The sequence below is a fragment of the Pseudomonas sp. PMCC200344 genome (assembly GCF_030053095.1).
In the GTDB taxonomy this organism is placed as follows: Bacteria; Pseudomonadota; Gammaproteobacteria; order Pseudomonadales; family Pseudomonadaceae; genus Aquipseudomonas; species Aquipseudomonas svalbardensis.
The window spans coordinates 1,343,294-1,365,916 of the sequence record NZ_CP125618.1; the positions used below are offsets into that span (position 1 = coordinate 1,343,294).

Below are 22,623 nucleotides of genomic sequence, written 5' to 3' on the forward strand. Positions count from 1 at the left end.
GCAGACCAGAGCGTGGGAACGATCAGTCAGGCGGCGATTTCTCGCATTCGCTGTAGCACTGCATTAAGGCCATTACTACGCGACGGAGATAACTGTCTGCTCAGTCCAAGCTGATTAAACCAATCCGGCAAATTCACCTGCTGCAACTCAACCGCTGATAACCCGTTAACCCGCGCCAGCAGCAACGCCACCAGCCCGCGAATCAACCGCGCATCGCTGCTCGCGGCGAACTGCCAGTGACCATCCTTTAAGTTACCCACCAGCCATACCTGACTTTCACAGCCATGCACGCGGTTGGCATCGACCTTTTCCACATCGCTCAACGCCGGCAGACGGTCGCCCCATTGCATCAACAGACGCGCCCGTTGTTCCCAACCGGCAGCATTCTGAAAAACCTCCAGCGCCGCAACCGCATCGGCAGGCAAGTTCATCGCAACAGCTCCAGCGCCTGATCCAGCGCTTCAAAGAACCGCTCCAGGTCTTCGGAATCGTTGTACAGCGCCAACGACACCCGAATCGCCCCGGCCAGCTCAAAACGCTTGAGCAACGGCATGGCGCAGTGATGACCGGCGCGCACCGCGATCCCCTGTTCCGTCAGCAAATGCGCCAAATCAGAGTTATGCACACCCTCGACGACAAAACTGGCCAATGCCAATTGCGGTTTGCCCAACAACCGAATGCCGTTGCGCGCTTCAAGGCCTTTAAGCAAATAGTCATGCAGCGCTGCTTCGTGGGCGCAAACCGCGTCCTGATCAAGCCCGGCCAGATAATCCAGTGTCGCCCCCAGCCCAATCACACCGGCAATTGGCGGCGTACCCGCCTCGAAACCCAGCGGCGCCGGGCGAAAGCGAGCGCTGTGGTAATCCGCGTCCAGCACCATTTCACCGCCGAATTGCCAATGGCGCAGTTGTTCAAGCGCTTCGTTGCGCCCGAACAGCACGCCCAGACCATCGGGGCCGTAGAGCTTGTGACTGGAAAACACATAGAAGTCGCAGCCCAGCGCCTGCACGTCGTGCCGACCGTGGACCACGCCTTGAGCGCCATCGACCACGGTCAGCGCGTTATGCGCCTTGGCCATCGTCAGGAGGGCGGGCAACGGCTGCCAGGCGCCGAGCACGTTGGACAGCTGACTGACCGCCAGCAAACGGGTTCGCGGACCGATCAGCTGCGCGGCGGCATCAAGGTCAATCAAACCGTCAGCGTCCAGTGGCAGGATCACCAGTTTCAGGTCGCGGCGGTGGGCCAGTTGCTGCCACGGCAGCAGGTTGGCGTGATGCTCCAGGGCGCTGATGACAACTTCATCGCCCGGATTGAAAAGATGCTCCAGGCCATAAGCCAGGAGGTTCAGCGCAGACGTTGCGCCGTGGGTAAAGATGATCTGCCCACAATCGCCGGCATTGAGCCAGTGGGCGACTTTGCTGCGGCTGGCCTCGAACGCCTGGGTGGCGTGGGCGCCGGGCAGGTGTTGCGCCCGATGCACGTTGGCCGCGCCGTTGGCGTAGTAATGCGCCAAGGCATCCAGCAGGGCTTGAGGTTTTTGCGTGGTGGCGGCGTTGTCCAGATAGGTCTGGTCTTGCCGTTGCAATGCGGCGATGGCCGGAAAATCGGCGCGCCAGGGAGAGGGAATCATCATGTTGTTCGGCCCTGGTGGGGTTGCGCCGAACCTGTGGGAGCGAGCCTGCTCGCGAAGCTTTTGGCGACTTCACGGACGCCTTCGCGAGCAGGCTCACTCCCACAGGTGATCATGCGACGCTTAGTTGTGAGCGTGCAGCGCTTCGTTCAGTTCGATCGCCGATTTGTGGGTTTTGCATTCCACGGCACCGGTCTCCGAATTACGACGGAACAGCAGGTCAGGTTGACCGGCCAGTTCACGCGCCTTCACGACTTTGACCAGTTTGTTGTTTTCGTCCAGCAGCGCCACTTTGGTACCAGCGGTCACGTACAGGCCCGACTCAACGGTGTTGCGATCGCCCAACGGGATACCGATACCGGCGTTCGCGCCGATCAGGCAGCCTTCGCCGACCTTGATCACGATGTTGCCGCCGCCCGACAGGGTGCCCATGGTCGAGCAACCGCCGCCCAGGTCCGAACCCTTGCCGACGAATACGCCAGCGGAAACGCGACCTTCGATCATGCCCGGGCCTTCGGTGCCGGCGTTGAAGTTGACGAAACCTTCGTGCATCACGGTGGTGCCTTCGCCGACGTAAGCGCCCAGACGAATACGTGCCGCGTCAGCGATGCGCACGCCGGCCGGAACCACGTAGTCGGTCATTTTCGGGAACTTATCCACCGAGAACACTTCCAGCAGTTCGCCGCGCAGACGGGCTTCCAGTTGATGTTCGGCCAGTTCGGCCAGGTCGATTGCGCCCTGGCTGGTCCATGCCACGTTCGGCAGCAGCGGGAACACACCCGCCAGGTTCAGGCCGTGTGGCTTGACCAGACGATGGGACAGCAGGTGCAGCTTGAGGTAAGCCTCAGGCGTAGACGTCAGCTGAGCGTCCTCGGCCAGAATGGTCGCGACCAGCGGCTTGTGGCTCTCGGCCAGACGGGTCAGCAAGGCAGCCTGGGCAGCGTCGACGCTTTTCAGTGCTTCGGCCAGTTGCGACGCTTGAGAGGTGCTGAACGCGATGGCCTGATTGCCTTCGGTGTAGCCCAGAACAGGCGCGATGGCAGCGACCAGTTCGGCCGACGGGTTGAGCAGTGGCTGCGCGTAAAACACTTCCAGCCATGCGCCTTGACGGTTTTGAGTACCGACACCAAAGGCCAGGCTGAACAGGGTAGTGGACATGTTGATACCTCTAACAAAATGGAACGGGCTGCCTTACTTGAGCGCTGCCGCGTAGATATCTGGCTTGAAGCCAATCAGGGTTCGGTCACCGAGATCAAGCACCGGGCGCTTGATCATCGAGGGTTGTGCGAGCATCAGTTCGATGGCTTTCGGCTGGTCGAGATCGGCTTTGCGTTCGTCGTCGAGCTTGCGAAAGGTCGTACCTGCACGGTTCAACACCACTTGCCAGCCGTGCTCATCGCACCATTGGGTCAGGTGTTCACGGTCGATTCCGGCCGCTTTGTAATCATGGAAGTTATAGCTGACAGCGTGTTCATCGAGCCAGGTGCGCGCCTTTTTCATGGTGTCGCAGGCTTTGATGCCGAAAAGGTGCAACGTTTTGCTTGAAACGGTCAAGGAATTGCCCCCTTTGCAGGTGCTGGAAATTAAAGGTGACGGATTATGCCATGACCGGACGGTTTCGCGTCGGTCGTGCTCGGGTTTGTCTTTTTATCCGGGCAATCGCTGGTTGCGTGCGACATTGGTGTGTCGGTCAGCCAACAGTCTAAGCGACTAGTATGGCGCTTCGATGATGTCGAGTGCCCTCAAGGCGCGGATCATGTCCGAGTATCAGCATCAGCTGGGAGTGTTTAATGATTCGGTGCAAGTCGGGACGCTGACGTTTCAGATGGATTTGCTTGAGTGATGCATGTGACTGGAGGCGCTACGGGCGCAGCACCTGGAACTCTATAGCCTCAGTCGTCATCACCCAGAGGGTGATGACGTATGGCGGGAAGTGTTGGTTGAACTGGCGTTGAGTCAGGTCAATTCAAGGCAGGTCAGTGAGCGTTTTACCTCCCTCTGCAGCCAAGACGCAAATTACCGAGGGTATGCGTTTTGGGCTGCCTCGATATCTTTTGCACTCAGCGTCCAGTTTTCGTCCTGTTTCCAGTCACCGATGGTGTATTCGTTGGTGACTTCATAATGCATCACTGAATGGCGATCGTAGCTGCCGTAGGTATGACCTGGTACACGTGATAGCGGCAGAACATTGGAGTCAACTACCTCGCGGTTCCAGCCAAATTTCTGTTGATACAGTGCATAAGTTTTTGGCCTGTCCCATGGAATGTCGGCATCGGGATGTTGATGTTCATGCGCAAATCCCAGTGCATGGCCGAACTCATGCAGCACTACGTATCCAAATCTGGCGTTCGTCGGGTCGATATGTAAAGTCATTGTTGAACGATCAGCGGGTGCTGTTAAAGCATCCGTCCCGAGTGCTGATGTGCCTCCACCATCGCCGCTGTAATTGATGTAGATGCGAATATCACCTTCTTCTCCCGAGACGAAATCGAACTTCAGGTTGATGTGCGGTAACCATTTGCTTGCAGCTTTTTTTACCAGTTCGATAGTTTCCTGGTCTCCGTCATATATGGCTATTTTCAATGTGCGGCCCGGCTTCCAGTATTTTGTATGACTGGCAACGCTCCTCTTGGGGCGTGTGGAGCTGTTGGGTACGACGTTGTCTGGTCGCTCATTGATGGCTGCTTCATAGGAGGCGATTGGGTTAATACTATTTGTGACAGTGCAAGGTTTGTTATTCATGCTTATAACGTCCATGTTTTATCGGTTGCGGTAAATGGCAGTTGTCCTGCCGGCTTATTTGTGTGTATTCGATTAGAATATTTTTATAATTGATTGAGCGATTGGTTTTAGTTGGAGTGGGATGGGGCGAGTATTAATGTTTAGTGCGCAGCTTGGAAGGGTTTTGTTGTTGGGGTTGTTGCTTTATGTTGGCGCCGGGTTAGCCCGCACTACATTGCATAGTGCGGGCTTAATTATCGTTTACTTGTGGCGAGTGATAAATGCGCGAATCCGCTCTGCCGCTTCCACGCACTCTGCCAGCGGTGCAACCAATGCCATGCGCACCCGTCCGGCACCCGGATTGAGCCCATCGACTTCACGGGACAGATAAGACCCCGGCACCACGGTCACATGTTCTTCGACAAACAGATCACGGCAGAACGCGGCATCATCGCCTTCAACGTTCGGCCACAGGTAGAAACCGCCGTCCGGACGCTGCACATCCATCACCGGGCTGAGGATTTCCAGCACCGCATCGTACTTCTCGCGGTACAGCGCACGGTTGGCGTGCACGTGCACTTCGTCATTCCATGCGGCAACACTGGCCAATTGGGTCTGCACCGGCATCGCGCAGCCGTGGTAGGTGCGATACAGCAGGAAGCCTTTGAGAATCTCGGCATCACCTGCCACAAAACCCGAGCGCAGGCCCGGCAGGTTGGAGCGCTTGGACAGGCTGTGGAACACCACGCAACGCTTGAAGTCCTTGCGGCCCAGTTCCACGCAGGCGCTGAGCAAGCCGGGCGGAGGGGTTTGTTCGTCGAAGTACAGTTCGCTGTAGCACTCGTCGGCGGCAATCACGAAGTCGTATTCGTCGGCCAGGGCGATCAGTTTTTTCAGCGTGCCGACCGGGATCAGCGCGCCGGTCGGGTTGCCCGGCGAGCACAGGAACAGAATCTGGCAGCGTTTCCAGATGTCTGGGGAAACGGCGTCGAAATCCGGGTTGAAGCCGTTTTCGTCCAGGCATGGCAGGTAATGCGGCTTGGCCCCGGCAAGGAACGCTGCACCTTCGTAGATCTGATAGAACGGGTTAGGGCTGACCACCAGTGCATCGTCGCCACGGTTGACCACGGTCTGGGTGAAGGCGAACAGTGCTTCACGAGTGCCGTTGACCGGCAGCACATTGCGCGCCGGGTCGAGCCAGTCGTTCGGAACGCTGAAACGACGTTCGCACCACGCAGCGATGGCTTCACGCAGGGCCGGAATGCCGAGGGTGGTCGGGTACACGGCCATCTTATCCAGATTGCTTGCCAGGGCTTCGGCGACAAAGCTTGGCGAACGGTGTTTCGGCTCGCCAATGGACAGCGCAATGGCACGCTTGTCCGGGTTTGGCGTGACGCTGCCGAGCAGGGCACGGAGCTTCTCGAACGGGTAGGGCTGCAACTGGTTCAGAGCGTTGTTCATCGGTACGGGGTCTCGTTCAAAGCGGCTGAATCCTGACGCGCAATCAGATGCTGATGCGCGACAGTTTGATATCGGGTTCGTTGCTGACGGTCAGCTGTTCGACGATTGCATCCTGCAAACGGCTGCACAGCAACGGGTCGGACAGCGGCTGATTGTTGGCATCGGTGATGAAGAACACGTCTTCCACGCGCTCGCCGAGGGTCGCAATCTTGGCGTTTTGCAGTGACAGATCAAATTCGAGGAAGATCGTGCCGATGCGTGCCAGCAGGCCCGGACGGTCCGGGGCGCTGAGCTCCAGCACGGTCACCGGACGCTGGGCGTCGTTGTGGATCGTCACTTGTGGCGCAAACGCGAAATGTTTGAGCTGGCGCGGCACCCGACGCTGAATGATGGTCGGGTAGTCGTCCGGGTTGCGCAGGGCCTCGGTCAGGCCCTCGCGAATCTGTTTGACCCGTGCCGGGTTATCACCGATCGAGTCGCCGTCGGTGTCGAGCACGATGTAGGTGTCGAGGGTGAACTGGCTGCTGGAGGTGATGACCCGGGCGTCGTGAATGTTCAGGTTGAGCTGGTCCATTGCAGCCACGGTCACGGCGAAGAAGTCGTGCTGATCCGGCGCATAGATGAAGATCTGCGTGCCGCCTTCGAACTCGCGCTGGGTGGTTTCCTTGATCAGCACCAGCGGCCCGCCGTCGGCCGGCTGCTGGAGGATCGCGTCACTGTGCCAGGCCACGTCGCCAGCGGTGTGGCGCAGGAAGTAGTCATCGCCCAATTGCGACCACAGCTGCTCGACGTCATCTGGATCGGTGCCGCCGCGCACCAGAATGTCCAGTGCTGCGCTCTGGGTCTGGCGAATCTGCTCTTCACGGTCCACCGGGTTTTCCAGGCCGCGACGCAAGGCACGCTTGGTCTCGGTGTAGAGCTGGCGCAACAGGCTGGCGCGCCAGGAATTCCACAGCGTCGGGTTGGTGGCGTTGATGTCGGCGACGGTCAGCACGTACAGATAATCGAGGTGGGTTTCGTCGCCGACGATCTGCGCGAAATCGTGGATGACCTGCGGGTCGGACAAGTCCTTACGCTGGGCGGTGGTCGACATCACCAAATGGTTCTGCACCAGCCAGACGATCAGGCGGCTGTCCCACACCGGCAACTGGTGGCGCTGGCAAAAGGCTTCGGCATCCACTGCACCGATTTCCGAGTGGTCGCCATGCCGGCCCTTGCCGATGTCGTGGTACAGGCCGGCCAGGTAGATCAGCTCGGGTTTGGGCAATTTGCCCATGAGCTTGCTGGCCAGCGGGAATTTTTCCGACACCTGGGTGTACTGCAACTTACGCAGATGTTTAATCAGGTTCAGGGTGTGAGCGTCGACCGTATAGATGTGAAACAGGTCGTGCTGCATCTGCCCGACGATGAAGCCGAATTCCGGCAAGTAGCGCCCGAGAATTCCGTAACGGTTCATCCGTCGCAGGTTGCGGTGGATGCCGATCTTGCACTTGAACAGCTCGATAAACAGGCTGGTATTGCGGATGTCGTTGCGGAAATCGTCGTCGATCAGGTGGCGGTGTTCTCGCAGCAGACGAATGGTATCGGCGCGCACGCCTTTGATTTCCGGCTGCTGGGCCATCAGTACGAAGATTTCCAGCATGGCGAACGGTGTACGGCGGAATACGTTGTCGTTGCGCGCCTCGATGTAGCCGTCGTGCAGCTGGAATCGCGAGTTGATCGGCTGCGGCGGCGCTTCGTCTTCCGGCGCGAGGATGACTTCCTCGAAGTGCTGGATGATCAGGTCGCTGAGCTGGGCAATGCTCATGACCACCCGGTAATACTGCTGCATGAAGTTTTCGATGGCTTGCTTGGCGTCATCGCCTTTGAAACCCAGCAGCCCGGCTATGGTGCGCTGGTGATCGAACAGCAAGCGGTCTTCCGAACGGCCGGCGAGCATGTGCAGGGCGTAACGAACCTTCCACAGGAATTCCTGGGAGGAGGCCAGCAGCGCGTTTTCGCTTTCGACTAGGAAACCTTCCCCAGCCAGGGCCCGCAGGTTCAGGGTGCCGTACTCGCGACGGGCCACCCACAGAATCGTCTGAATATCCCGTAGGCCGCCGGGAGAGCCTTTGACGTTGGGTTCCAGGTTGTATTCGGTGTCGTTGTATTTGTGGTGACGGGCCTTCTGCTCGGCGCGTTTGGCCAGGAAGAAGTCCTTGCTCGGCCACATGTGCGCGGTGCTGGTGACCTCCAGCATGCGCTGGCGCAAACGCTCGGGGCCGCAGATGGTACGGCTTTCCATCAGGTTGGTGACGACCGTCAGGTCGGCGCGGGCCTCCTGGACGCATTCGTCCACCGAGCGAACGCTCTGGCCCACTTCAAGGCCGATGTCCCACAACAGCGTCAGAAAACGCTCGATGGAATCTCGGAAAACTTCGTGATCGGCGCTGTCCAGCAGGATCAGCAAATCGATGTCGGAATAAGGGTGCAACTCACCGCGACCGTAGCCGCCGACCGCGACCAGCGCGATGTCGGCTTCGGAACTCAAGCTGAACTGCTCCCAGGCCTTTTGCAGGATGTTATCGACGAACCAGGCGCGATCCTCGATCAACCGGCGAATGTCGCGGCCGCTGCGAAAGCGCTCGTCGAGCACCTCGCGGGCCTGGCGAATCGCCTTCTTGAAGGCCGCAATCGGGCTTGCCTTCAGGGCCAGTTCAGCCTGGAACTGGCCACGGTCGAAGAGTTCGGGATCCACCTGCGGCATCGATTGGCTTTCCTGTCTATAAGGCTGAGGAGCTGCGCGCCCGGATCAGGCCGAAACGCCCGGGATGGTATCGTCGGCGCGCAGGGTGAAGATCTCGTAACCGGTTTCGGTTACCAGCAGGGTGTGTTCCCACTGTGCCGACAGCTTGCGGTCCTTGGTGATCGCGGTCCAGCCGTCGCCCAATACCTTGGTGTCGGCTTTGCCCTGGTTGATCATCGGCTCGATGGTGAACGTCATGCCGGCCTTCAGTTCCATGCCGGTGCCGGCGCGGCCGTAGTGCAGGATCTGCGGCTCTTCGTGGAATACCTTGCCGATGCCGTGACCGCAGAATTCGCGAACCACGGAAAAACCGTTCTTTTCAGCGTGCTTCTGAATCACTTCACCGATGTCGCCCAGGCGGCAGCCGGGTTTGACAATTTCGATGGCTTTGTACATGCATTCCTGAGTCACTTGCGACAGGCGCTCGGCCCAGACCGGCACGGTACCGACATGGAACATGCGGCTGGTGTCGCCGTGGTAGCCGTCCTTGATGACGGTGACGTCGATGTTCAGCGTATCGCCATCCTTCAAGGCCTTCTCGTTCGGAATGCCGTGGCAGACCACGTGGTTGATCGAGGTGCAGATCGACTTCGGGAAGCCCTTGTAGTTGAGCGGGGCAGGGATGGCTTTTTGCTCGTTGACGATGTAGTCGTGGCAGATGCGGTCCAGTTCTTCAGTGGTAATGCCCGGCTTGACATGTTCGGCAATCATTTCCAGCACATCGGCGGCCAGTTTGCCGGCGATGCGCATTTTTGCGATGTCCTCTGGGGTTTTGAGGGTGACGGTCATACAGGCTCTCTCTGCGCTCGATGGCGCCTTCTAAAACGGAATGGGCGTTGCGCGGTCGATCTTCGCGGCCCTGAAAAACGCGATTCTAACAGACGAGCAGCGCAAATCTGAGCCTCTGTGCATCGCTTCTCCTTATAGAATGGCGCATTCTTGGAGGATTCCAAGGGACGGAACCAAGGCAGGCGTCAGGATTTAACAATCCGGGTTCCGTTTTTTTCAGCCTTGTGATATAAAATGCGCCGCTTTCCGGGGATCCCCTGAAAAGCCTAAATCCACACACGTGTCGACACGATGACCTGGGTGCCTTCAGCTAATGCTGCTGGTTGGTCATTGGGATACGTGGAGGCCAAACCCGACTTATTAAGGAACTATCATGTCCCAAGTCAACATGCGCGATATGCTGAAGGCCGGTGTGCACTTCGGTCACCAGACCCGTTACTGGAACCCGAAAATGGGTAAGTACATTTTCGGCGCGCGTAACAAGATCCACATCATCAACCTTGAAAAAACCCTGCCAATGTTCAACGAAGCTCTGACTTTCGTAGAACGTCTGGCCCAGGGCAAAAACAAGATTCTGTTCGTCGGCACCAAGCGTTCCGCTGGCAAGATCGTTGCTGAAGAAGCAGCACGTTGCGGTTCGCCGTACGTCGATCACCGCTGGTTGGGCGGCATGCTGACCAACTTCAAAACCATTCGTGCTTCCATCAAGCGTCTGCGTGACCTTGAAGTGCAAGCCGAAGACGGTACTTTCGCCAAGCTGACCAAGAAAGAAGCGCTGATGCGCACTCGCGATCTTGAGAAGCTCGATCGTTCCCTGGGTGGTATCAAGGATATGGGCGGTCTGCCAGACGCTCTGTTCGTTATCGACGTTGATCACGAGCGCATCGCGATCACCGAAGCCAACAAGCTGGGCATCCCGGTTATCGGCGTAGTCGATACCAACAGCAGCCCGGAAGGCGTTGACTACATCATCCCAGGCAACGATGACGCAATCCGCGCTATCCAGCTGTACATGGGTTCGATGGCTGACGCTGTAATCCGCGGTCGCAACCACGTTGCTGGTGGCACCGAGCAGTTCGTTGAAGAAGCTCCGGTAGCAGCAGCTGAGTAATTGACGCCTTGGCGTTGACTCAGTAAGCAAAAAGGGGGCTTGGCCCCCTTTTTGCCACCTCGAAAACCGTTTGTCGGCAGCGCAGTTACAGTCCTTGTAACCTGCAGCAGCCAGCAAGGGTGGTTCGGGAAGAATTGATCGCCCGTTCGATCGGGTGGAATGGTTGAAAACCTATCCAAGAGGAATTTTGAAATGGCAGAGATTACTGCAGCGTTGGTCAAAGAACTGCGCGAGCGTACTGGCGAAGGCATGATGGACTGCAAAAAGGCCTTGACCAAGGCCGGCGGCGACATCGAAAAAGCCATTGATGACATGCGTGCTTCCGGCGCTATCAAGGCTGCCAAGAAAGCAGGCAACGTGGCTGCTGAAGGCGCAATCTCTCTGAAGGAAGACGGTAAATCCGCCGTTCTGCTGGAAGTGAACTCGCAGACCGACTTCCTGGCTTTGCAGGATGACTTCAAGGCATTTGTCGCTTCCAGCGTTGAAAAAGCGTTCGCTGACAAACTGACTGACGTTGCTCCTCTGATCGCCGCTCAAGAAGCCGATCGCCTGGTTCTGGTCGGCAAGGTTGGCGAAAACGTCAACATCCGTCGCCTGGCTCGCGTTGAAGGTGACGTTGTTGGTGGTTACCTGCACGGCAACAAGATCGGTGTTGTGGTTGCCCTTAAAGGCGGCAGCGTTGAGCTGGCCAAGGACATCGCCATGCACGTAGCGGCGACCAACCCTGAATTCCTGCTGCCATCGGAAGTTTCCGCTGAAGCGGTCGAGCGTGAGAAAGGCGTGTTCCTGACCCTCAACGCTGACAAGATCGCCGGCAAGCCAGAAAACATTGTTGAAAACATGGTCAAAGGCCGTATCAGCAAGTTCCTGGCTGAAGCGAGCCTGGTTGAGCAGGCGTTCGTCAAGAACCCTGAAATCAAGGTTGGCGAACTGGCCAAGAAAGCCGGTGCTGAAATCGTTTCCTTCACCTACTTCAAAGTAGGCGACGGCATCGAGAAGCCGGTCGACAACTTCGCTGAAGAAGTTGCTGCCCAGCTGGCTGCCGCCAAGCAATAAGACGGTTTTTTAACTGTCGCCCTGAAGAGGCTGCCCGCTCACGCGCGCAGCCTCTTTTCAGATGGGGCACCAATTTTAATTGGTTTCCTTTTGGAACTGGCTTACAAAGCCATGTTCCGATGGCGCTGAAGCAGCGCCAAGTTTTAGAGTGAACGCCAGCTGTAAACAGCTCGCAAAGAATTTTTAAAATACGCCGCAGGAGAGATTCGCAATGGCTCAGCAGGGCAGTGGTTATCAGGCTCGCTATAAACGCATTCTACTCAAGCTTAGCGGCGAGGCCCTGATGGGCTCGGAAGAGTTCGGGATCGATCCGAAAGTTCTGGATCGCATGGCGCTGGAAGTCGGCCAACTGGTCGGCATCGGTGTTCAGGTCGGTCTGGTGATCGGCGGCGGCAACCTGTTTCGCGGTGCAGCGCTGAGCGCGGCCGGCATGGATCGGGTCACCGGCGACCACATGGGCATGCTGGCCACTGTGATGAACGCCCTGGCCATGCGCGATGCGCTGGAACGTGCCAATATCTCGGCCATCGTGATGTCGGCCATTTCCATGGTTGGCGTAACCGATCACTATGATCGCCGCAAAGCCATGCGCCACTTGAACGCCAAGGAAGTCGTGATTTTCGCGGCCGGTACCGGCAATCCGTTCTTCACCACGGATTCGGCAGCGTGCTTGCGTGCAATCGAAATCGATGCCGATGTCGTGCTCAAGGCGACCAAGGTTGATGGCGTCTACACCGCTGATCCATTCAAAGACCCGCATGCCGAGAAGTTCGATCATCTGACTTACGATGAAGTGTTGGATCGCAAGCTGGGTGTGATGGATCTGACCGCCATTTGCCTGTGCCGCGACCACAAGATGCCGTTGCGCGTATTTAACATGAACAAGCCCGGCGCCCTGCTGAACATCGTACATGGCGGCGCTGAAGGGACCCTGATCGAGGAAGGCCAACAATGATCAACGAAATCAAGAAAGACGCTAAAGAGCGTATGCAGAAATCCGTCGAGTCGCTGATGCACAACTTCGGCCGTATTCGTACTGGACAGGCGCACCCAAGCATTCTGGAAGGCGTGATGGTGCCGTATTACGGTTCTGACACCCCGATCAAACAGGTGGCGAACATCACTGTCAAAGACGCCCGTACCCTGCAAGTCGTTGCCTTTGAGCGCAACATGCTGGGTGCCGTCGACAAAGCCATTGGTAGCGCGGGCCTGAACCTCAACCCGACCAACCTGGGTGAATTGCTGCTGATCTCCATGCCGGCCCTGACCGAAGAAACCCGCAAGGGCTTCACCAAGCAGGCTCGTGATGTCGCTGAAGATGCTCGTGTTGCGGTGCGCAACATCCGTCGTGATGCGAACAGTCAGCTCAAGGATCTGGTCAAGGAAAAAGAAATCAGCGAAGACGAAGAGCGCCGCGCCACTGGCGAGATCGATGATTTGACCAAAAAGTTCGTGGCTGAAATCGACGCGAATCTGGCGCAGAAAGAAAAAGACCTGATGGCCGTATAAGGGTCACGTTTTCATGGAAAAGACCAAGCAGACTGCGCCGTCCGCGGTGCCGCGCCATGTCGCGATCATCATGGATGGTAATAATCGCTGGGCGAAAAAGCGCTTTATGCCGGGTGTCGCCGGTCATAAAGCGGGCGTGGATGCTGTTCGTGCGGTGATCGAGGTGTGCGCCGAGGCCGGGGTCGAAGTATTGACCCTGTTCGCCTTCTCCAGCGAGAACTGGCAGCGCCCGGCCGACGAGGTCAGCGCTTTGATGGATCTGTTCTTCAAGGCATTGCGTCGCGAGGCCAAGCGCCTGAACGAAAACAACATCAGTTTGCGCATCATTGGCGACCGTTCGCGCTTTCATCCAGAGCTTCAGGCTGCCATGCGTGAGGCTGAGGCGATGACGGCGGGCTCCAATCGCTTCGTTCTGCAGATCGCTGCCAACTATGGCGGACAGTGGGATATCGCGCAGGCCGCACAGCGTCTGGCTCGGGAAGTTCAGGCCGGGCACCTGCGTCCGGAAGACATTACTCCGGAACTGTTGCAAACCTGTCTGGCTACCGGCGATTTGCCGTTGCCGGACTTGTGCATTCGTACCGGTGGCGAGCACCGCATCAGTAACTTCCTGCTGTGGCAGCTGGCTTACGCCGAGTTGTACTTCTCCGACCTGTTCTGGCCGGACTTCAAACACGATGCCATGCGTACCGCGCTGGCCGATTTTGCTTCTCGGCAGCGCCGCTTCGGTAAAACGAGCGAGCAGGTCGAGGCTGGAGCCCGGGTTTAATGCTTAAACAACGAATCATCACCGCGCTGATCCTGCTGCCGATTGCCCTGTGCGGGTTTTTCCTGCTCGAAGGCACCGGTTTTGCGCTGTTCATCGGGCTGGTCGTGACCCTTGGTGCATGGGAGTGGGCACGCCTGGCGGGCTTCACTGAGCAGCCGGTCCGCGCTGCCTATGCGGCTGTCGTCGCGTTGATGCTGTTTGTCATGCATATCCTGCCTGGGCTCGCGCCTTGGGTATTGGGCGCGTCGGTACTTTGGTGGGGCGTTGCAACCTATCTGGTGCTGACGTATCCGCGCTCCAGCGAACTTTGGTCCAGCGCTGCCTGCAAGCTGGTGATCGGCCTGCTGATCCTGCTGCCCGCCTGGCAAGGTCTGGTTCAGATCAAGCAGGAGCCTTTGGGCAACTGGCTGATCATGGCGGTGATGGTGCTGGTCTGGGGCGCTGATATCGGTGCTTACTTCTCCGGTCGGGCCTTTGGCAAGCGCAAGCTGGCGCCACAGGTCAGTCCCGGCAAAAGCTGGGAGGGCGTCTACGGCGGCCTCGCGGTGAGTCTGGTCATTACTGTCATTGTCGGTCTGGTTCGAGACTGGACGGTGGCGCAGCTGTTCAAAGGTCTGATTGGTGCAGCCATCATCGTGTTTATCTCGGTGGTAGGTGATCTCACCGAAAGCATGTTCAAGCGTCAGTCCGGGATCAAGGACAGCAGCAATCTATTGCCGGGTCACGGCGGCGTGCTGGACCGTATCGACAGCCTGACTGCAGCGATTCCAGTGTTTGCCGTGCTGCTGTGGATGGCGGCACCGTGAGCCGCCCGCAGCAGATTACCGTCCTGGGGGCGACCGGTTCGATTGGTCTGAGCACGCTTGACGTCATCGCTCGCCATCCCGAGCGCTATCAGGTTTTCGCCTTGAGCGGTTTCACCCGTCTGAGCGAGCTGTTGGCGCTGTGTGTTCGTCATACGCCGCGGTTTGCCGTGGTGCCTGAGGCGGGTGCTGCCCGAGGCTTGCAGGACGACTTGCGCGCCGCAGGTCTGTCGACTCGCGTGTTGGTGGGTGAGGAGGGCCTGTGTCAGGTTGCTTCCGATCCTGAGGTCGATGCGGTCATGGCGGCCATCGTTGGCGCTGCGGGCTTGCGACCGACCCTGGCGGCGGTCGAAGCCGGCAAGAAAATCCTCCTGGCCAACAAAGAAGCACTGGTGATGTCCGGTGCGCTGTTCATGCAGGCAGTGCGCAAGAGTGGTTCGGTGTTGCTGCCGATCGACAGCGAGCACAACGCGATTTTCCAGTGCATGCCACAGGATTTCGCTCGTGGGCTCAGTGCCGTCGGGGTGCGTCGGATTTTACTCACGGCCTCTGGCGGTCCGTTCCGACAGACACCTATGGCTGAACTGGTGCATGTTTCCCCTGAGCAAGCGTGTGCCCACCCGAACTGGTCCATGGGGCGCAAGATTTCGGTGGATTCGGCCAGCATGATGAACAAGGGGTTGGAGCTGATCGAAGCCTGCTGGCTGTTTGATGCCAAGCCGTCTCAGGTCGAAGTGCTGATTCATCCTCAAAGCGTGATTCATTCGCTGGTCGATTACATCGACGGTTCGGTATTGGCCCAGTTAGGTAACCCTGACATGCGCACGCCGATCGCTAACGCGCTGGCCTGGCCGGAGCGAATCGACTCGGGTGTTGCGCCGCTGGACCTGTTTGCAATTGCGCGGCTGGACTTCCAGGCGCCTGATGAAGAGCGATTCCCGTGTCTGCGCCTTGCGCGTCAGGCGGCTGAATCCGGCAATAGCGCGCCGGCCATGCTAAATGCGGCGAATGAAGTGGCGGTCGCGGCCTTTCTCGACGGGCGGGTTCGCTACCCGGAAATCGCGAGTATCATCGAAGAAGTATTGAATCTCGAGCCCGTGGTTGCGGTTGACGATCTCGAGGCAGTGTTCACGGCCGACGCAAAAGCGCGAGTACTGGCCGAACAATGGTTGAGTCGTCACGGGCGGTAAGTGCTGCAATACGTTGACCCATGCGGCACTGGACAGGATTGCGGAGAAAGTAGATGAGCGCGCTCTATATGATTGTCGGCACCCTGGTGGCTTTGGGTGTGCTGGTCACCTTCCACGAATTCGGCCATTTTTGGGTCGCGCGTCGCTGTGGGGTCAAAGTGCTGCGTTTCTCCGTGGGCTTCGGTATGCCGTTGCTGCGCTGGCACGACAAGAAAGGCACTGAGTTCGTCGTCGCCGCGATCCCGCTGGGCGGTTACGTGAAAATGCTCGACGAGCGCGAAGGCGAAGTGCCTGCCGATCAGCTTGATCAATCTTTCAATCGCAAATCCGTCCGCCAGCGCATCGCTATCGTATCGGCGGGTCCGATTGCCAACTTTTTACTGGCGATGATTTTTTTCTGGGTACTCGCCATGCTCGGCAGCGAGCAAGTGCGCCCGGTCATTGGTGCAGTCGAATCCGGCAGCATCGCCGCCAAGGCTGGTTTGAGCGCGGGCCAGGAAATCATTGCCATCGATGGCGAGCCAACTTCCGGCTGGGCCGCGGTGAACCTGCAGTTGGTCCGTCGTCTTGGGGAGAGCGGTTCCCTGCAGTTGCTGGTCCGTGATCAGGGTTCCACCGCGGATTCGCCCCGTGAGCTGATGCTGGATAAATGGCTCAAGGGTGCCGATGAGCCAGATCCGATTCGTTCGCTGGGTTTACGCCCTTGGCGTCCGGCGCTGCCACCGGTCCTGGCCGAACTTGACCCGAAAGGCCCGGCACAGGCTGCTGGCCTGAAGACCGGTGACCGACTGTTGGCTCTGGACGGTAAGTCGCTTGATGACTGGCAGCAGGTGGTGGACACGGTCCGTATGCACCCTGATACCAAAATCATGCTGCGCGTCGAGCGTGATGGTGCTCAAATCGACGTCCCTGTGACGCTGGCCGCTCGCGGCGAGAAGAAGGCACCCAGTGGTTATCTGGGAGCTGGGGTGAAGGCAGTTGATTGGCCGCCAGAGATGATTCGCGAAGTGAGTTATGGTCCTGTGGCAGCGATTGGGGAGGGTGCTCGACGCACCTGGACCATGAGTGTACTGACCCTCGATTCGCTCAAGAAAATGTTGTTCGGTGAGCTCTCGGTAAAAAACTTGAGTGGACCGATAACCATTGCTAAAGTGGCGGGCGCTTCTGCCCAGTCGGGTGTCGCTGATTTCCTGAATTTCCTTGCTTATCTGAGTATTAGCTTGGGAGTTCTGAATTTGTTGCCCATTCCTGTACTGGATGGGGGGCATTTGTTGTTTTATCTGATCGAGTGGGCGCGTGGTCGCCCCTTGTCGGATCGGGTGCAGGGTTGGGGGATACAGATCGGTATCAGTTTGGTGATCGGGGTGATGTTGCTTGCTCTTGTCAATGATCTGGGTCGACTGTAACGCTTCGCTGAATTGCGAATCTGCCGCATTTTGCGGCAGTTTGTTTATTGCCAGTTGGAATAAGAAAGGACTTCATGAAACGTCTGCTGCTAACTGCGGTTCTCACCGTATTGATGATCGCCGAAGTTCACGCCGAGTCCTTCACTATCTCTGATATTCGCGTCAATGGCCTCCAGCGGGTCTCCGCGGGTAGCGTCTTTGGTGCTTTGCCGTTGAACGTCGGGGAACAGGCGGATGATCGTCGCCTGGTGGAATCCACTCGTGCGTTGTTCAAAACCGGTTTCTTTCAAGATATCCAGCTGGGCCGCGATGGCAACGTCCTGGTCATCACGGTAGTCGAGCGCCCGTCGGTCGCCAGTATCGAGATCGAGGGTAACAAGGCGATCTCCACTGAAGACCTGATGAAAGGCCTCAAGCAATCCGGTCTGGCCGAAGGCGAGATCTTCCAGCGCGCCACCCTCGAAGGTGTGCGTAACGAGCTGCAGCGCCAATACGTCGCTCAGGGTCGCTACTCGGCTACCGTCGACACTGAAGTGGTGCCGCAGCCGCGTAACCGCGTTGCGTTGAAGGTCAATATCAACGAAGGCACCGTTGCTGCTATCCAGCACATCAACGTGGTGGGTAACACCGTCTTCCCTGATGAAGACCTGATCGACCTGTTTGAACTCAAGACCACCAACTGGCTGTCGTTCTTCAAGAACGATGACAAGTATGCTCGTGAAAAACTTTCCGGTGACCTGGAGCGTCTGCGCTCCTACTACCTGGACCGTGGCTATATCAACATGGATATCGCTTCGACCCAGGTGTCCATCACTCCGGACAAGAAGCACGTCTATATCACCGTCAACGTCAATGAAGGCGAGAAGTACACCGTCCGTGACGTCAAGCTGAGCGGCGACCTGAAAGTCCCTGAAGACCAGGTCAAGTCCCTGCTGCTGGTCCAGAAAGGCCAGGTGTTCTCGCGCAAGTTGATGACCACCACGTCCGAACTGATCACCCGCCGTCTGGGTAACGAGGGTTACACCTTCGCCAACGTCAATGGCGTGCCTCAGCCTCACGATGAAGACCACACCGTCGACATCACGTTCGCCGTCGATCCGGGCAAGCGTGCTTACGTGAACCGCATCAACTTCCGTGGCAACACCAAGTCCGAAGACGAAGTGCTGCGCCGTGAAATGCGTCAGATGGAAGGCGGCTGGGCTTCTACTTACTTGATCGACCAATCCAAGACTCGTCTTGAACGTCTGGGCTTCTTCAAGGAAGTCAACGTCGAAACCCCGGCTGTACCGGGCGTTGATGACCAGGTTGACGTGAACTACAGCGTTGAGGAACAAGCTTCCGGTTCGATCACTGCCAGCGTCGGTTTCGCCCAGAGTGCCGGTCTGATCCTCGGTGGTTCGATCACTCAGAACAACTTCCTCGGTACCGGTAACAAGGTCAGCGTTGGCTTGACCCGCAGTGAATACCAGAGTCGCTATAACTTCGGTTATGTCGACCCGTACTGGACTGCTGATGGCGTGAGCCTGGGTTACAACGCGTTCTATCGCACCACCGACTACGACGACCTTGACGTCGATGTAGCCAGCTATGCCGTAGACAGCCTGGGTGCAGGTGTGAGCGTCGGCTATCCGATCAGCGAGACTTCGCGTCTGACCTTCGGCCTGACTGCGCAACAAGACAAGATCAAGACCGGTCAGTACACCGTTGACGAGATCTTCGACTTCGTTAACAAGGAAGGCGACAACTACCTGAACTTCAAGGCTTCGGCCGGCTGGTCCGAATCCACACTGAACAAAGGCGTATTGGCGACCCGTGGTCATTCCCAAAGCCTGACACTGGAAACCACCACGCCAGGCAGCGACCTGTCGTTCTTCAAGCTTGATTACCGTGGCCAGTTGTTCCAGCCATTGTCTGAAAATTACACCATGCGCCTGCACACCGAACTGGGCTATGGCGATGGTTATGGTTCTACCGATGGCTTGCCGTTCTATGAAAACTACTATGCTGGTGGTTTCAACTCGGTTCGTGGCTTCAAGGACAGCACCCTCGGTCCTCGCAGTACCCCAAGTCGCGGTGCGGCTGTGACGGGTAACACCGGTACGCTCGCTGACCCGGACCAGGATCCGCTGCCGTTCGGTGGTAACGTTTTGATCCAGGGTGGTGTCGAGGTTCTGTTCCCGCTGCCATTCGTCAAGGATCAGCGTTCCCTGCGTACTTCGGTATTCTGGGATGTGGGTAACGTATTCGACTCCAATTGCGAAAAAACCACGAACGCAAATGTCGGTTCAGCCGCTCAAACAGAGTGTAACGACATCAGCCTGAGCAACGTGGCCAGCTCCGTCGGTGTAGGCGTGACCTGGGTTACCGCACTGGGTCCTCTGAGCTTCGCGTTGGCCATGCCGATCAAGAAACCGGATGACGCTGAGACTCAAGTGTTCCAATTCTCCCTCGGCCAGACGTTCTAAGCGTCTGACCCAAGATAACGACAATGGATTTTGTAGGAGTGCATCGTGCGTAAGTTGACTCAATTGGTTCTCCTGGCGACCGTACTGGTAGCAGGTCCGGCTTTTGCCGACATGAAAATCGCCGTTCTGAACTATCAGATGGCTCTGCTGGAATCCGATGCGGCCAAGAAGTACGCCGTTGATGCCGAGAAGAAGTTCGGTCCACAGCTGTCCAAGCTCAAGACTCTGGAAAGCAGTGCCAAAGGTATCCAGGATCGTCTGATGGCTGGCGGCGACAAGATGCAGCAAGGCGAGCGTGAACGCCTGGAACTCGAGTTCAAGCAAAAGGCCCGTGATTTCCAGTTCCAGTCCAAGGAACTGAACGAAGCCAAAGCCGTTGCCGACCGTGAAATGCTGAAGCAGCTCAAGCCGAAACTGGACAGCGCTGTGGAAGAAGTCATCAAGAAAGGTGCTTTTGACCTGGTCTTCGAGCGTGGCGCAGTGATTGATGTCAAACCTCAGTACGACATCACTCGCCAGGTTATCGAGCGCATGAATCAGCTGAAGTAACCATGACAGCGACTATAAAGCTCGGCCAATTGGCCGAGTTCCTCGGCGCCACACTGCGTGGCGACCCGGAGAAAGAAATTACTGGGCTAGCCACTTTGCAAGAGGCTGGCCCAGCTCAGTTGAGCTTTCTCGCAAACCCCCAATACCGTAAATACCTGGCTGACAGCCGGGCCGCAGCCCTGTTGCTGAAGGCCGCTGACGCTGAAGGTTTTGCAGGTAATGCGCTGGTGGTGCCTGACCCTTATCTGGCCTACGCGCGGATTTCCCATCTGTTCGATCCCAAGCCAAAGGCCGCTGTCGGTGTTCATCCGACAGCCGTTGTGGCAGCGGATGCAATGGTCGATCCGGCGGCGAGCATTGGCGCCTTTGCGGTGATCGAAAGCTGCGCGCGTATTGCTGCGGGCGTGACCGTTGGCGCGCACTGCTTCATCGGTGCCCGCTGCGAGATTGGCGAGGGCGGCTGGCTGGCCCCGCGAGTCACGCTGTACCACGATGTTCGCATCGGTAAACGGGTGGTGATTCAATCGGGTGCCGTGCTCGGTGGCGAAGGTTTCGGTTTTGCCAACGAGAAAGGAGTCTGGCAGAAAATCGCCCAGATCGGTGGTGTGCTGGTCGGTGATGACGTGGAGATTGGCGTGAATACCGCTATTGATCGCGGTGCGCTAGCCGATACCGTTCTGGGTAACGGGGTGAAACTCGACAACCAGATTCAGATCGCCCACAACGTCCAGGTCGGTGATCACACCGCCATGGCCGCGTGCGTGGGGATCTCCGGCAGCACCAAAATCGGCAAGCATTGCATGCTCGCCGGTGGCGTAGGGCTGGTGGGGCATATCGAAATTTGCGACAACGTTTTCATCACCGGGATGACCATGGTGACCCACTCGATTACCGAAAAGGGTTCCTATTCTTCCGGTACAGCCATGCAACCGGCAGCCGAATGGCGCAAAAGCGCGGCCCGCATCCGTCAGCTCGATGACATCGCGCGGCGTCTGCGACAGCTGGAAAAGCGTGTAGGGGAAGTGACCCCTGACGGTAATGCTTCATCAGATGGCTGATACCATTTCCATATCAAGTGTGCACAGCCGCTAGACTGCCTCCTTGATTTGCTAGAGGGGTGCGCGTCAGTCGCGCCTCCCAATCTTTACATAGGCTTCCCCCCGAAATGATGGACATCAACGAGATTCGCGAATACCTGCCTCACCGTTACCCGTTCCTGCTGGTGGACCGGGTCGTGGATCTGGATGTGGAAGGCAAGCGCATTCGCGCCTACAAGAATGTCAGCATCAACGAACCGTTCTTCAATGGTCACTTCCCTGCGCATCCAATCATGCCGGGTGTGTTGATCATCGAAGCGATGGCTCAGGCTGCCGGCATCCTTGGCTTCAAAATGCTCGACGTGAAGCCTGCCGACGGCACGCTCTACTACTTCGTCGGCTCCGACAAGCTGCGTTTTCGCCAGCCCGTCACCCCAGGCGATCAGTTGATCCTCGAAGCCCGCTTCATCAGCTGCAAGCGCCAGATATGGAAGTTCGAATGCCAGGCTTCGGTCGATGGCAAGCCAGTCTGTTCTGCTGAAATCATCTGCGCGGAACGCAAACTATGAGTTTGATTGACCCTCGCGCAATCATCGATCCGACGGCTATCCTGGCCGACGGCGTCGAGGTCGGCCCTTGGTCGATCATCGGTGCAGGTGTGGAAATCGGCGAGGGGACAGTGATCGGGCCGCATGTGATTCTCAAAGGCCCGACCCGAATCGGAAAGCACAACCGCATCTACCAGTTTTCTTCGGTAGGTGAGGACACGCCCGATCTGAAATACAAGGGTGAAGAAACCCGTCTGGTCATCGGTGACCACAACGTCATCCGTGAAGGCGTGACGATTCACCGTGGGACCGTTCAGGACCGCTCTGAAACAACCCTGGGCGATCACAATCTGATCATGGCCTATGCCCACATCGGCCACGATAGCGTCATCGGCAACCACTGTATCCTGGTCAACAACACCGCGTTGGCGGGCCATGTGCACGTTGAAGACTGGGCAATCCTGTCCGGTTTTACCTTGGTTCATCAGTACTGCCATATCGGCGCCCACAGCTTTTCCGGTATGGGCACGGCTATCGGCAAGGACGTCCCGGCGTACGTTACGGTGTTCGGCAACCCGGCCGAAGCTCGCAGCATGAACTTCGAAGGCATGCGTCGTCGCGGTTTCAGCGAAGATGCGATCCACGCGCTACGTCGTGCCTACAAGGTGGTTTACCGCCAGGGGCTGACGGTCGAACAGGCGCTCGCCGAGCTGGCTGAACCGTCGGCCCAGTTTCCGGAAGTCGCGGTGTTCCGTGATTCCATCCAGTCTTCGACCCGCGGCATCACACGTTAA

At 57.8% G+C, this 22,623-nt stretch carries 21 protein-coding genes and 1 pseudogene; 14 read left to right on the top strand and 8 right to left on the bottom strand.

The features are described from left to right. Positions 1 to 26 precede the first annotated feature (26 nt). From QFW87_RS05965 to QFW87_RS05980, 4 genes are all read right to left on the bottom strand, one after another. Positions 27 to 431, bottom strand: coding sequence for a SufE family protein (locus QFW87_RS05965; protein WP_283183199.1), 405 nt, complete (start codon positions 429 to 431; stop codon positions 27 to 29). Next, positions 428 to 1,633 (bottom strand): cysteine desulfurase, encoded by a 1,206-nt coding sequence (locus QFW87_RS05970; protein ID WP_046046311.1) that lies wholly within the window; start codon positions 1,631 to 1,633, stop codon positions 428 to 430. Before QFW87_RS05970 ends, QFW87_RS05965 begins: the two co-directional genes overlap by 4 nt. Positions 1,634 to 1,753: 120 nt before the next feature. After that, positions 1,754 to 2,788: a 2,3,4,5-tetrahydropyridine-2,6-dicarboxylate N-succinyltransferase gene (gene dapD, locus QFW87_RS05975; protein WP_283183201.1), complete on the bottom strand. Its 1,035-nt coding sequence runs from the start codon at positions 2,786 to 2,788 to the stop codon at positions 1,754 to 1,756. A gap of 33 nt (positions 2,789 to 2,821) precedes the next feature. After that, on the bottom strand, positions 2,822 to 3,184 hold the full coding sequence (locus tag QFW87_RS05980) for an ArsC family reductase (protein WP_149629936.1): 363 nt from the start codon (positions 3,182 to 3,184) through the stop codon (positions 2,822 to 2,824). 169 nt (positions 3,185 to 3,353) lie between these two features. Here QFW87_RS05980 and QFW87_RS05985 point away from each other — a divergent pair. Then, positions 3,354 to 3,608, top strand: a pseudogene (locus QFW87_RS05985) (Na+/H+ antiporter); the annotation flags it as partial. 38 nt (positions 3,609 to 3,646) lie between these two features. Here the strand turns inward: QFW87_RS05985 and QFW87_RS05990 are convergent. The 4 genes from QFW87_RS05990 to map all read right to left on the bottom strand — a co-directional run bounded on the left by QFW87_RS05990 (position 3,647) and on the right by map (position 9,386). Next, complete coding sequence (locus QFW87_RS05990; protein WP_283183202.1) at positions 3,647 to 4,372, bottom strand: M12 family metallopeptidase; 726 nt, start codon at positions 4,370 to 4,372, stop codon at positions 3,647 to 3,649. Positions 4,373 to 4,612: 240 nt separating this feature from the next. Beyond that, positions 4,613 to 5,812 (bottom strand): succinyldiaminopimelate transaminase, encoded by a 1,200-nt coding sequence (gene dapC / locus QFW87_RS05995; protein WP_283190040.1) that lies wholly within the window; start codon positions 5,810 to 5,812, stop codon positions 4,613 to 4,615. 43 nt (positions 5,813 to 5,855) lie between these two features. Further along, a complete protein-coding gene (locus QFW87_RS06000) occupies positions 5,856 to 8,558 on the bottom strand; it encodes a [protein-PII] uridylyltransferase (protein ID WP_283190041.1) in 2,703 nt (900 codons plus the stop codon). A 45-nt stretch (positions 8,559 to 8,603) separates the two neighbouring features. Continuing rightward, the gene (map, locus tag QFW87_RS06005) at positions 8,604 to 9,386 is read right to left on the bottom strand and encodes a type I methionyl aminopeptidase (protein ID WP_283190042.1); all 783 of its coding nucleotides are present in this window, start codon (positions 9,384 to 9,386) and stop codon (positions 8,604 to 8,606) included. A gap of 373 nt (positions 9,387 to 9,759) precedes the next feature. Between map and rpsB the strand changes: the two genes are divergently transcribed. From rpsB to lpxA, 13 genes are all read left to right on the top strand, one after another. Next, positions 9,760 to 10,497 carry a 30S ribosomal protein S2 gene (rpsB, locus tag QFW87_RS06010; protein ID WP_003219330.1) on the top strand — a complete coding sequence of 246 codons (738 nt, stop codon included), beginning with the start codon at positions 9,760 to 9,762 and terminating at the stop codon, positions 10,495 to 10,497. 192 nt (positions 10,498 to 10,689) lie between these two features. Further along, positions 10,690 to 11,553, top strand: coding sequence for a translation elongation factor Ts (tsf, locus tag QFW87_RS06015; protein WP_201201057.1), 864 nt, complete (start codon positions 10,690 to 10,692; stop codon positions 11,551 to 11,553). Between the two features lie 211 nt (positions 11,554 to 11,764). Next, the gene (gene pyrH, locus QFW87_RS06020; RefSeq protein ID WP_003172271.1) at positions 11,765 to 12,508 is read left to right on the top strand and encodes a UMP kinase; all 744 of its coding nucleotides are present in this window, start codon (positions 11,765 to 11,767) and stop codon (positions 12,506 to 12,508) included. Further along, positions 12,505 to 13,062, top strand: a complete 558-nt coding sequence (gene frr / locus QFW87_RS06025) for a ribosome recycling factor (RefSeq protein WP_033056300.1) — start codon at positions 12,505 to 12,507, stop codon at positions 13,060 to 13,062. Before pyrH ends, frr begins: the two co-directional genes overlap by 4 nt. Positions 13,063 to 13,075: 13 nt before the next feature. Beyond that, complete coding sequence (uppS, locus tag QFW87_RS06030) at positions 13,076 to 13,831, top strand: polyprenyl diphosphate synthase (RefSeq protein ID WP_283190043.1); 756 nt, start codon at positions 13,076 to 13,078, stop codon at positions 13,829 to 13,831. Next, on the top strand, positions 13,831 to 14,637 hold the full coding sequence (locus tag QFW87_RS06035; RefSeq protein ID WP_283190044.1) for a phosphatidate cytidylyltransferase: 807 nt from the start codon (positions 13,831 to 13,833) through the stop codon (positions 14,635 to 14,637). The genes uppS and QFW87_RS06035 overlap by 1 nt, the downstream gene beginning before the upstream one ends. Continuing rightward, positions 14,634 to 15,824: a 1-deoxy-D-xylulose-5-phosphate reductoisomerase gene (ispC, locus tag QFW87_RS06040; RefSeq protein ID WP_283183207.1), complete on the top strand. Its 1,191-nt coding sequence runs from the start codon at positions 14,634 to 14,636 to the stop codon at positions 15,822 to 15,824. The genes QFW87_RS06035 and ispC overlap by 4 nt, the downstream gene beginning before the upstream one ends. Positions 15,825 to 15,877: 53 nt before the next feature. Further along, positions 15,878 to 17,230 (top strand): sigma E protease regulator RseP, encoded by a 1,353-nt coding sequence (gene rseP, locus QFW87_RS06045; RefSeq protein WP_283183208.1) that lies wholly within the window; start codon positions 15,878 to 15,880, stop codon positions 17,228 to 17,230. Between the two features lie 74 nt (positions 17,231 to 17,304). Beyond that, positions 17,305 to 19,695, top strand: coding sequence for an outer membrane protein assembly factor BamA (bamA, locus tag QFW87_RS06050; RefSeq protein ID WP_283183209.1), 2,391 nt, complete (start codon positions 17,305 to 17,307; stop codon positions 19,693 to 19,695). A gap of 45 nt (positions 19,696 to 19,740) precedes the next feature. Next, positions 19,741 to 20,244, top strand: coding sequence for an OmpH family outer membrane protein (locus tag QFW87_RS06055; RefSeq protein WP_010462812.1), 504 nt, complete (start codon positions 19,741 to 19,743; stop codon positions 20,242 to 20,244). Positions 20,245 to 20,246: 2 nt separating this feature from the next. Further along, entirely contained in the window at positions 20,247 to 21,302 is a 1,056-nt protein-coding gene (gene lpxD / locus QFW87_RS06060) for a UDP-3-O-(3-hydroxymyristoyl)glucosamine N-acyltransferase (RefSeq protein WP_283183210.1), read from the top strand. 107 nt (positions 21,303 to 21,409) lie between these two features. Next, the gene (gene fabZ / locus QFW87_RS06065; RefSeq protein WP_008154051.1) at positions 21,410 to 21,850 is read left to right on the top strand and encodes a 3-hydroxyacyl-ACP dehydratase FabZ; all 441 of its coding nucleotides are present in this window, start codon (positions 21,410 to 21,412) and stop codon (positions 21,848 to 21,850) included. Then, positions 21,847 to 22,623 (top strand): acyl-ACP--UDP-N-acetylglucosamine O-acyltransferase, encoded by a 777-nt coding sequence (lpxA, locus tag QFW87_RS06070; RefSeq protein WP_282482280.1) that lies wholly within the window; start codon positions 21,847 to 21,849, stop codon positions 22,621 to 22,623. The genes fabZ and lpxA overlap by 4 nt, the downstream gene beginning before the upstream one ends.

Coding starts and splice junctions, on each gene's coding strand:
- bamA (WP_283183209.1), top strand. CDS start 17,305: ATGAAACGTCTGCTGCTAACTGCGGTTCTCACCGTATTGATGATCGCC.
- fabZ (WP_008154051.1), top strand. CDS start 21,410: ATGATGGACATCAACGAGATTCGCGAATACCTGCCTCACCGTTACCCG.
- map (WP_283190042.1), bottom strand. CDS start 9,386: ATGACCGTCACCCTCAAAACCCCAGAGGACATCGCAAAAATGCGCATC.
- dapC (WP_283190040.1), bottom strand. CDS start 5,812: ATGAACAACGCTCTGAACCAGTTGCAGCCCTACCCGTTCGAGAAGCTC.
- tsf (WP_201201057.1), top strand. CDS start 10,690: ATGGCAGAGATTACTGCAGCGTTGGTCAAAGAACTGCGCGAGCGTACT.
- lpxA (WP_282482280.1), top strand. CDS start 21,847: ATGAGTTTGATTGACCCTCGCGCAATCATCGATCCGACGGCTATCCTG.
- rseP (WP_283183208.1), top strand. CDS start 15,878: ATGAGCGCGCTCTATATGATTGTCGGCACCCTGGTGGCTTTGGGTGTG.
- lpxD (WP_283183210.1), top strand. CDS start 20,247: ATGACAGCGACTATAAAGCTCGGCCAATTGGCCGAGTTCCTCGGCGCC.
- QFW87_RS05970 (WP_046046311.1), bottom strand. CDS start 1,633: ATGATGATTCCCTCTCCCTGGCGCGCCGATTTTCCGGCCATCGCCGCA.
- QFW87_RS06000 (WP_283190041.1), bottom strand. CDS start 8,558: ATGCCGCAGGTGGATCCCGAACTCTTCGACCGTGGCCAGTTCCAGGCT.
- QFW87_RS05990 (WP_283183202.1), bottom strand. CDS start 4,372: ATGAATAACAAACCTTGCACTGTCACAAATAGTATTAACCCAATCGCC.
- frr (WP_033056300.1), top strand. CDS start 12,505: ATGATCAACGAAATCAAGAAAGACGCTAAAGAGCGTATGCAGAAATCC.
- uppS (WP_283190043.1), top strand. CDS start 13,076: ATGGAAAAGACCAAGCAGACTGCGCCGTCCGCGGTGCCGCGCCATGTC.
- pyrH (WP_003172271.1), top strand. CDS start 11,765: ATGGCTCAGCAGGGCAGTGGTTATCAGGCTCGCTATAAACGCATTCTA.
- dapD (WP_283183201.1), bottom strand. CDS start 2,788: ATGTCCACTACCCTGTTCAGCCTGGCCTTTGGTGTCGGTACTCAAAAC.
- QFW87_RS05965 (WP_283183199.1), bottom strand. CDS start 431: ATGAACTTGCCTGCCGATGCGGTTGCGGCGCTGGAGGTTTTTCAGAAT.
- rpsB (WP_003219330.1), top strand. CDS start 9,760: ATGTCCCAAGTCAACATGCGCGATATGCTGAAGGCCGGTGTGCACTTC.
- QFW87_RS06035 (WP_283190044.1), top strand. CDS start 13,831: ATGCTTAAACAACGAATCATCACCGCGCTGATCCTGCTGCCGATTGCC.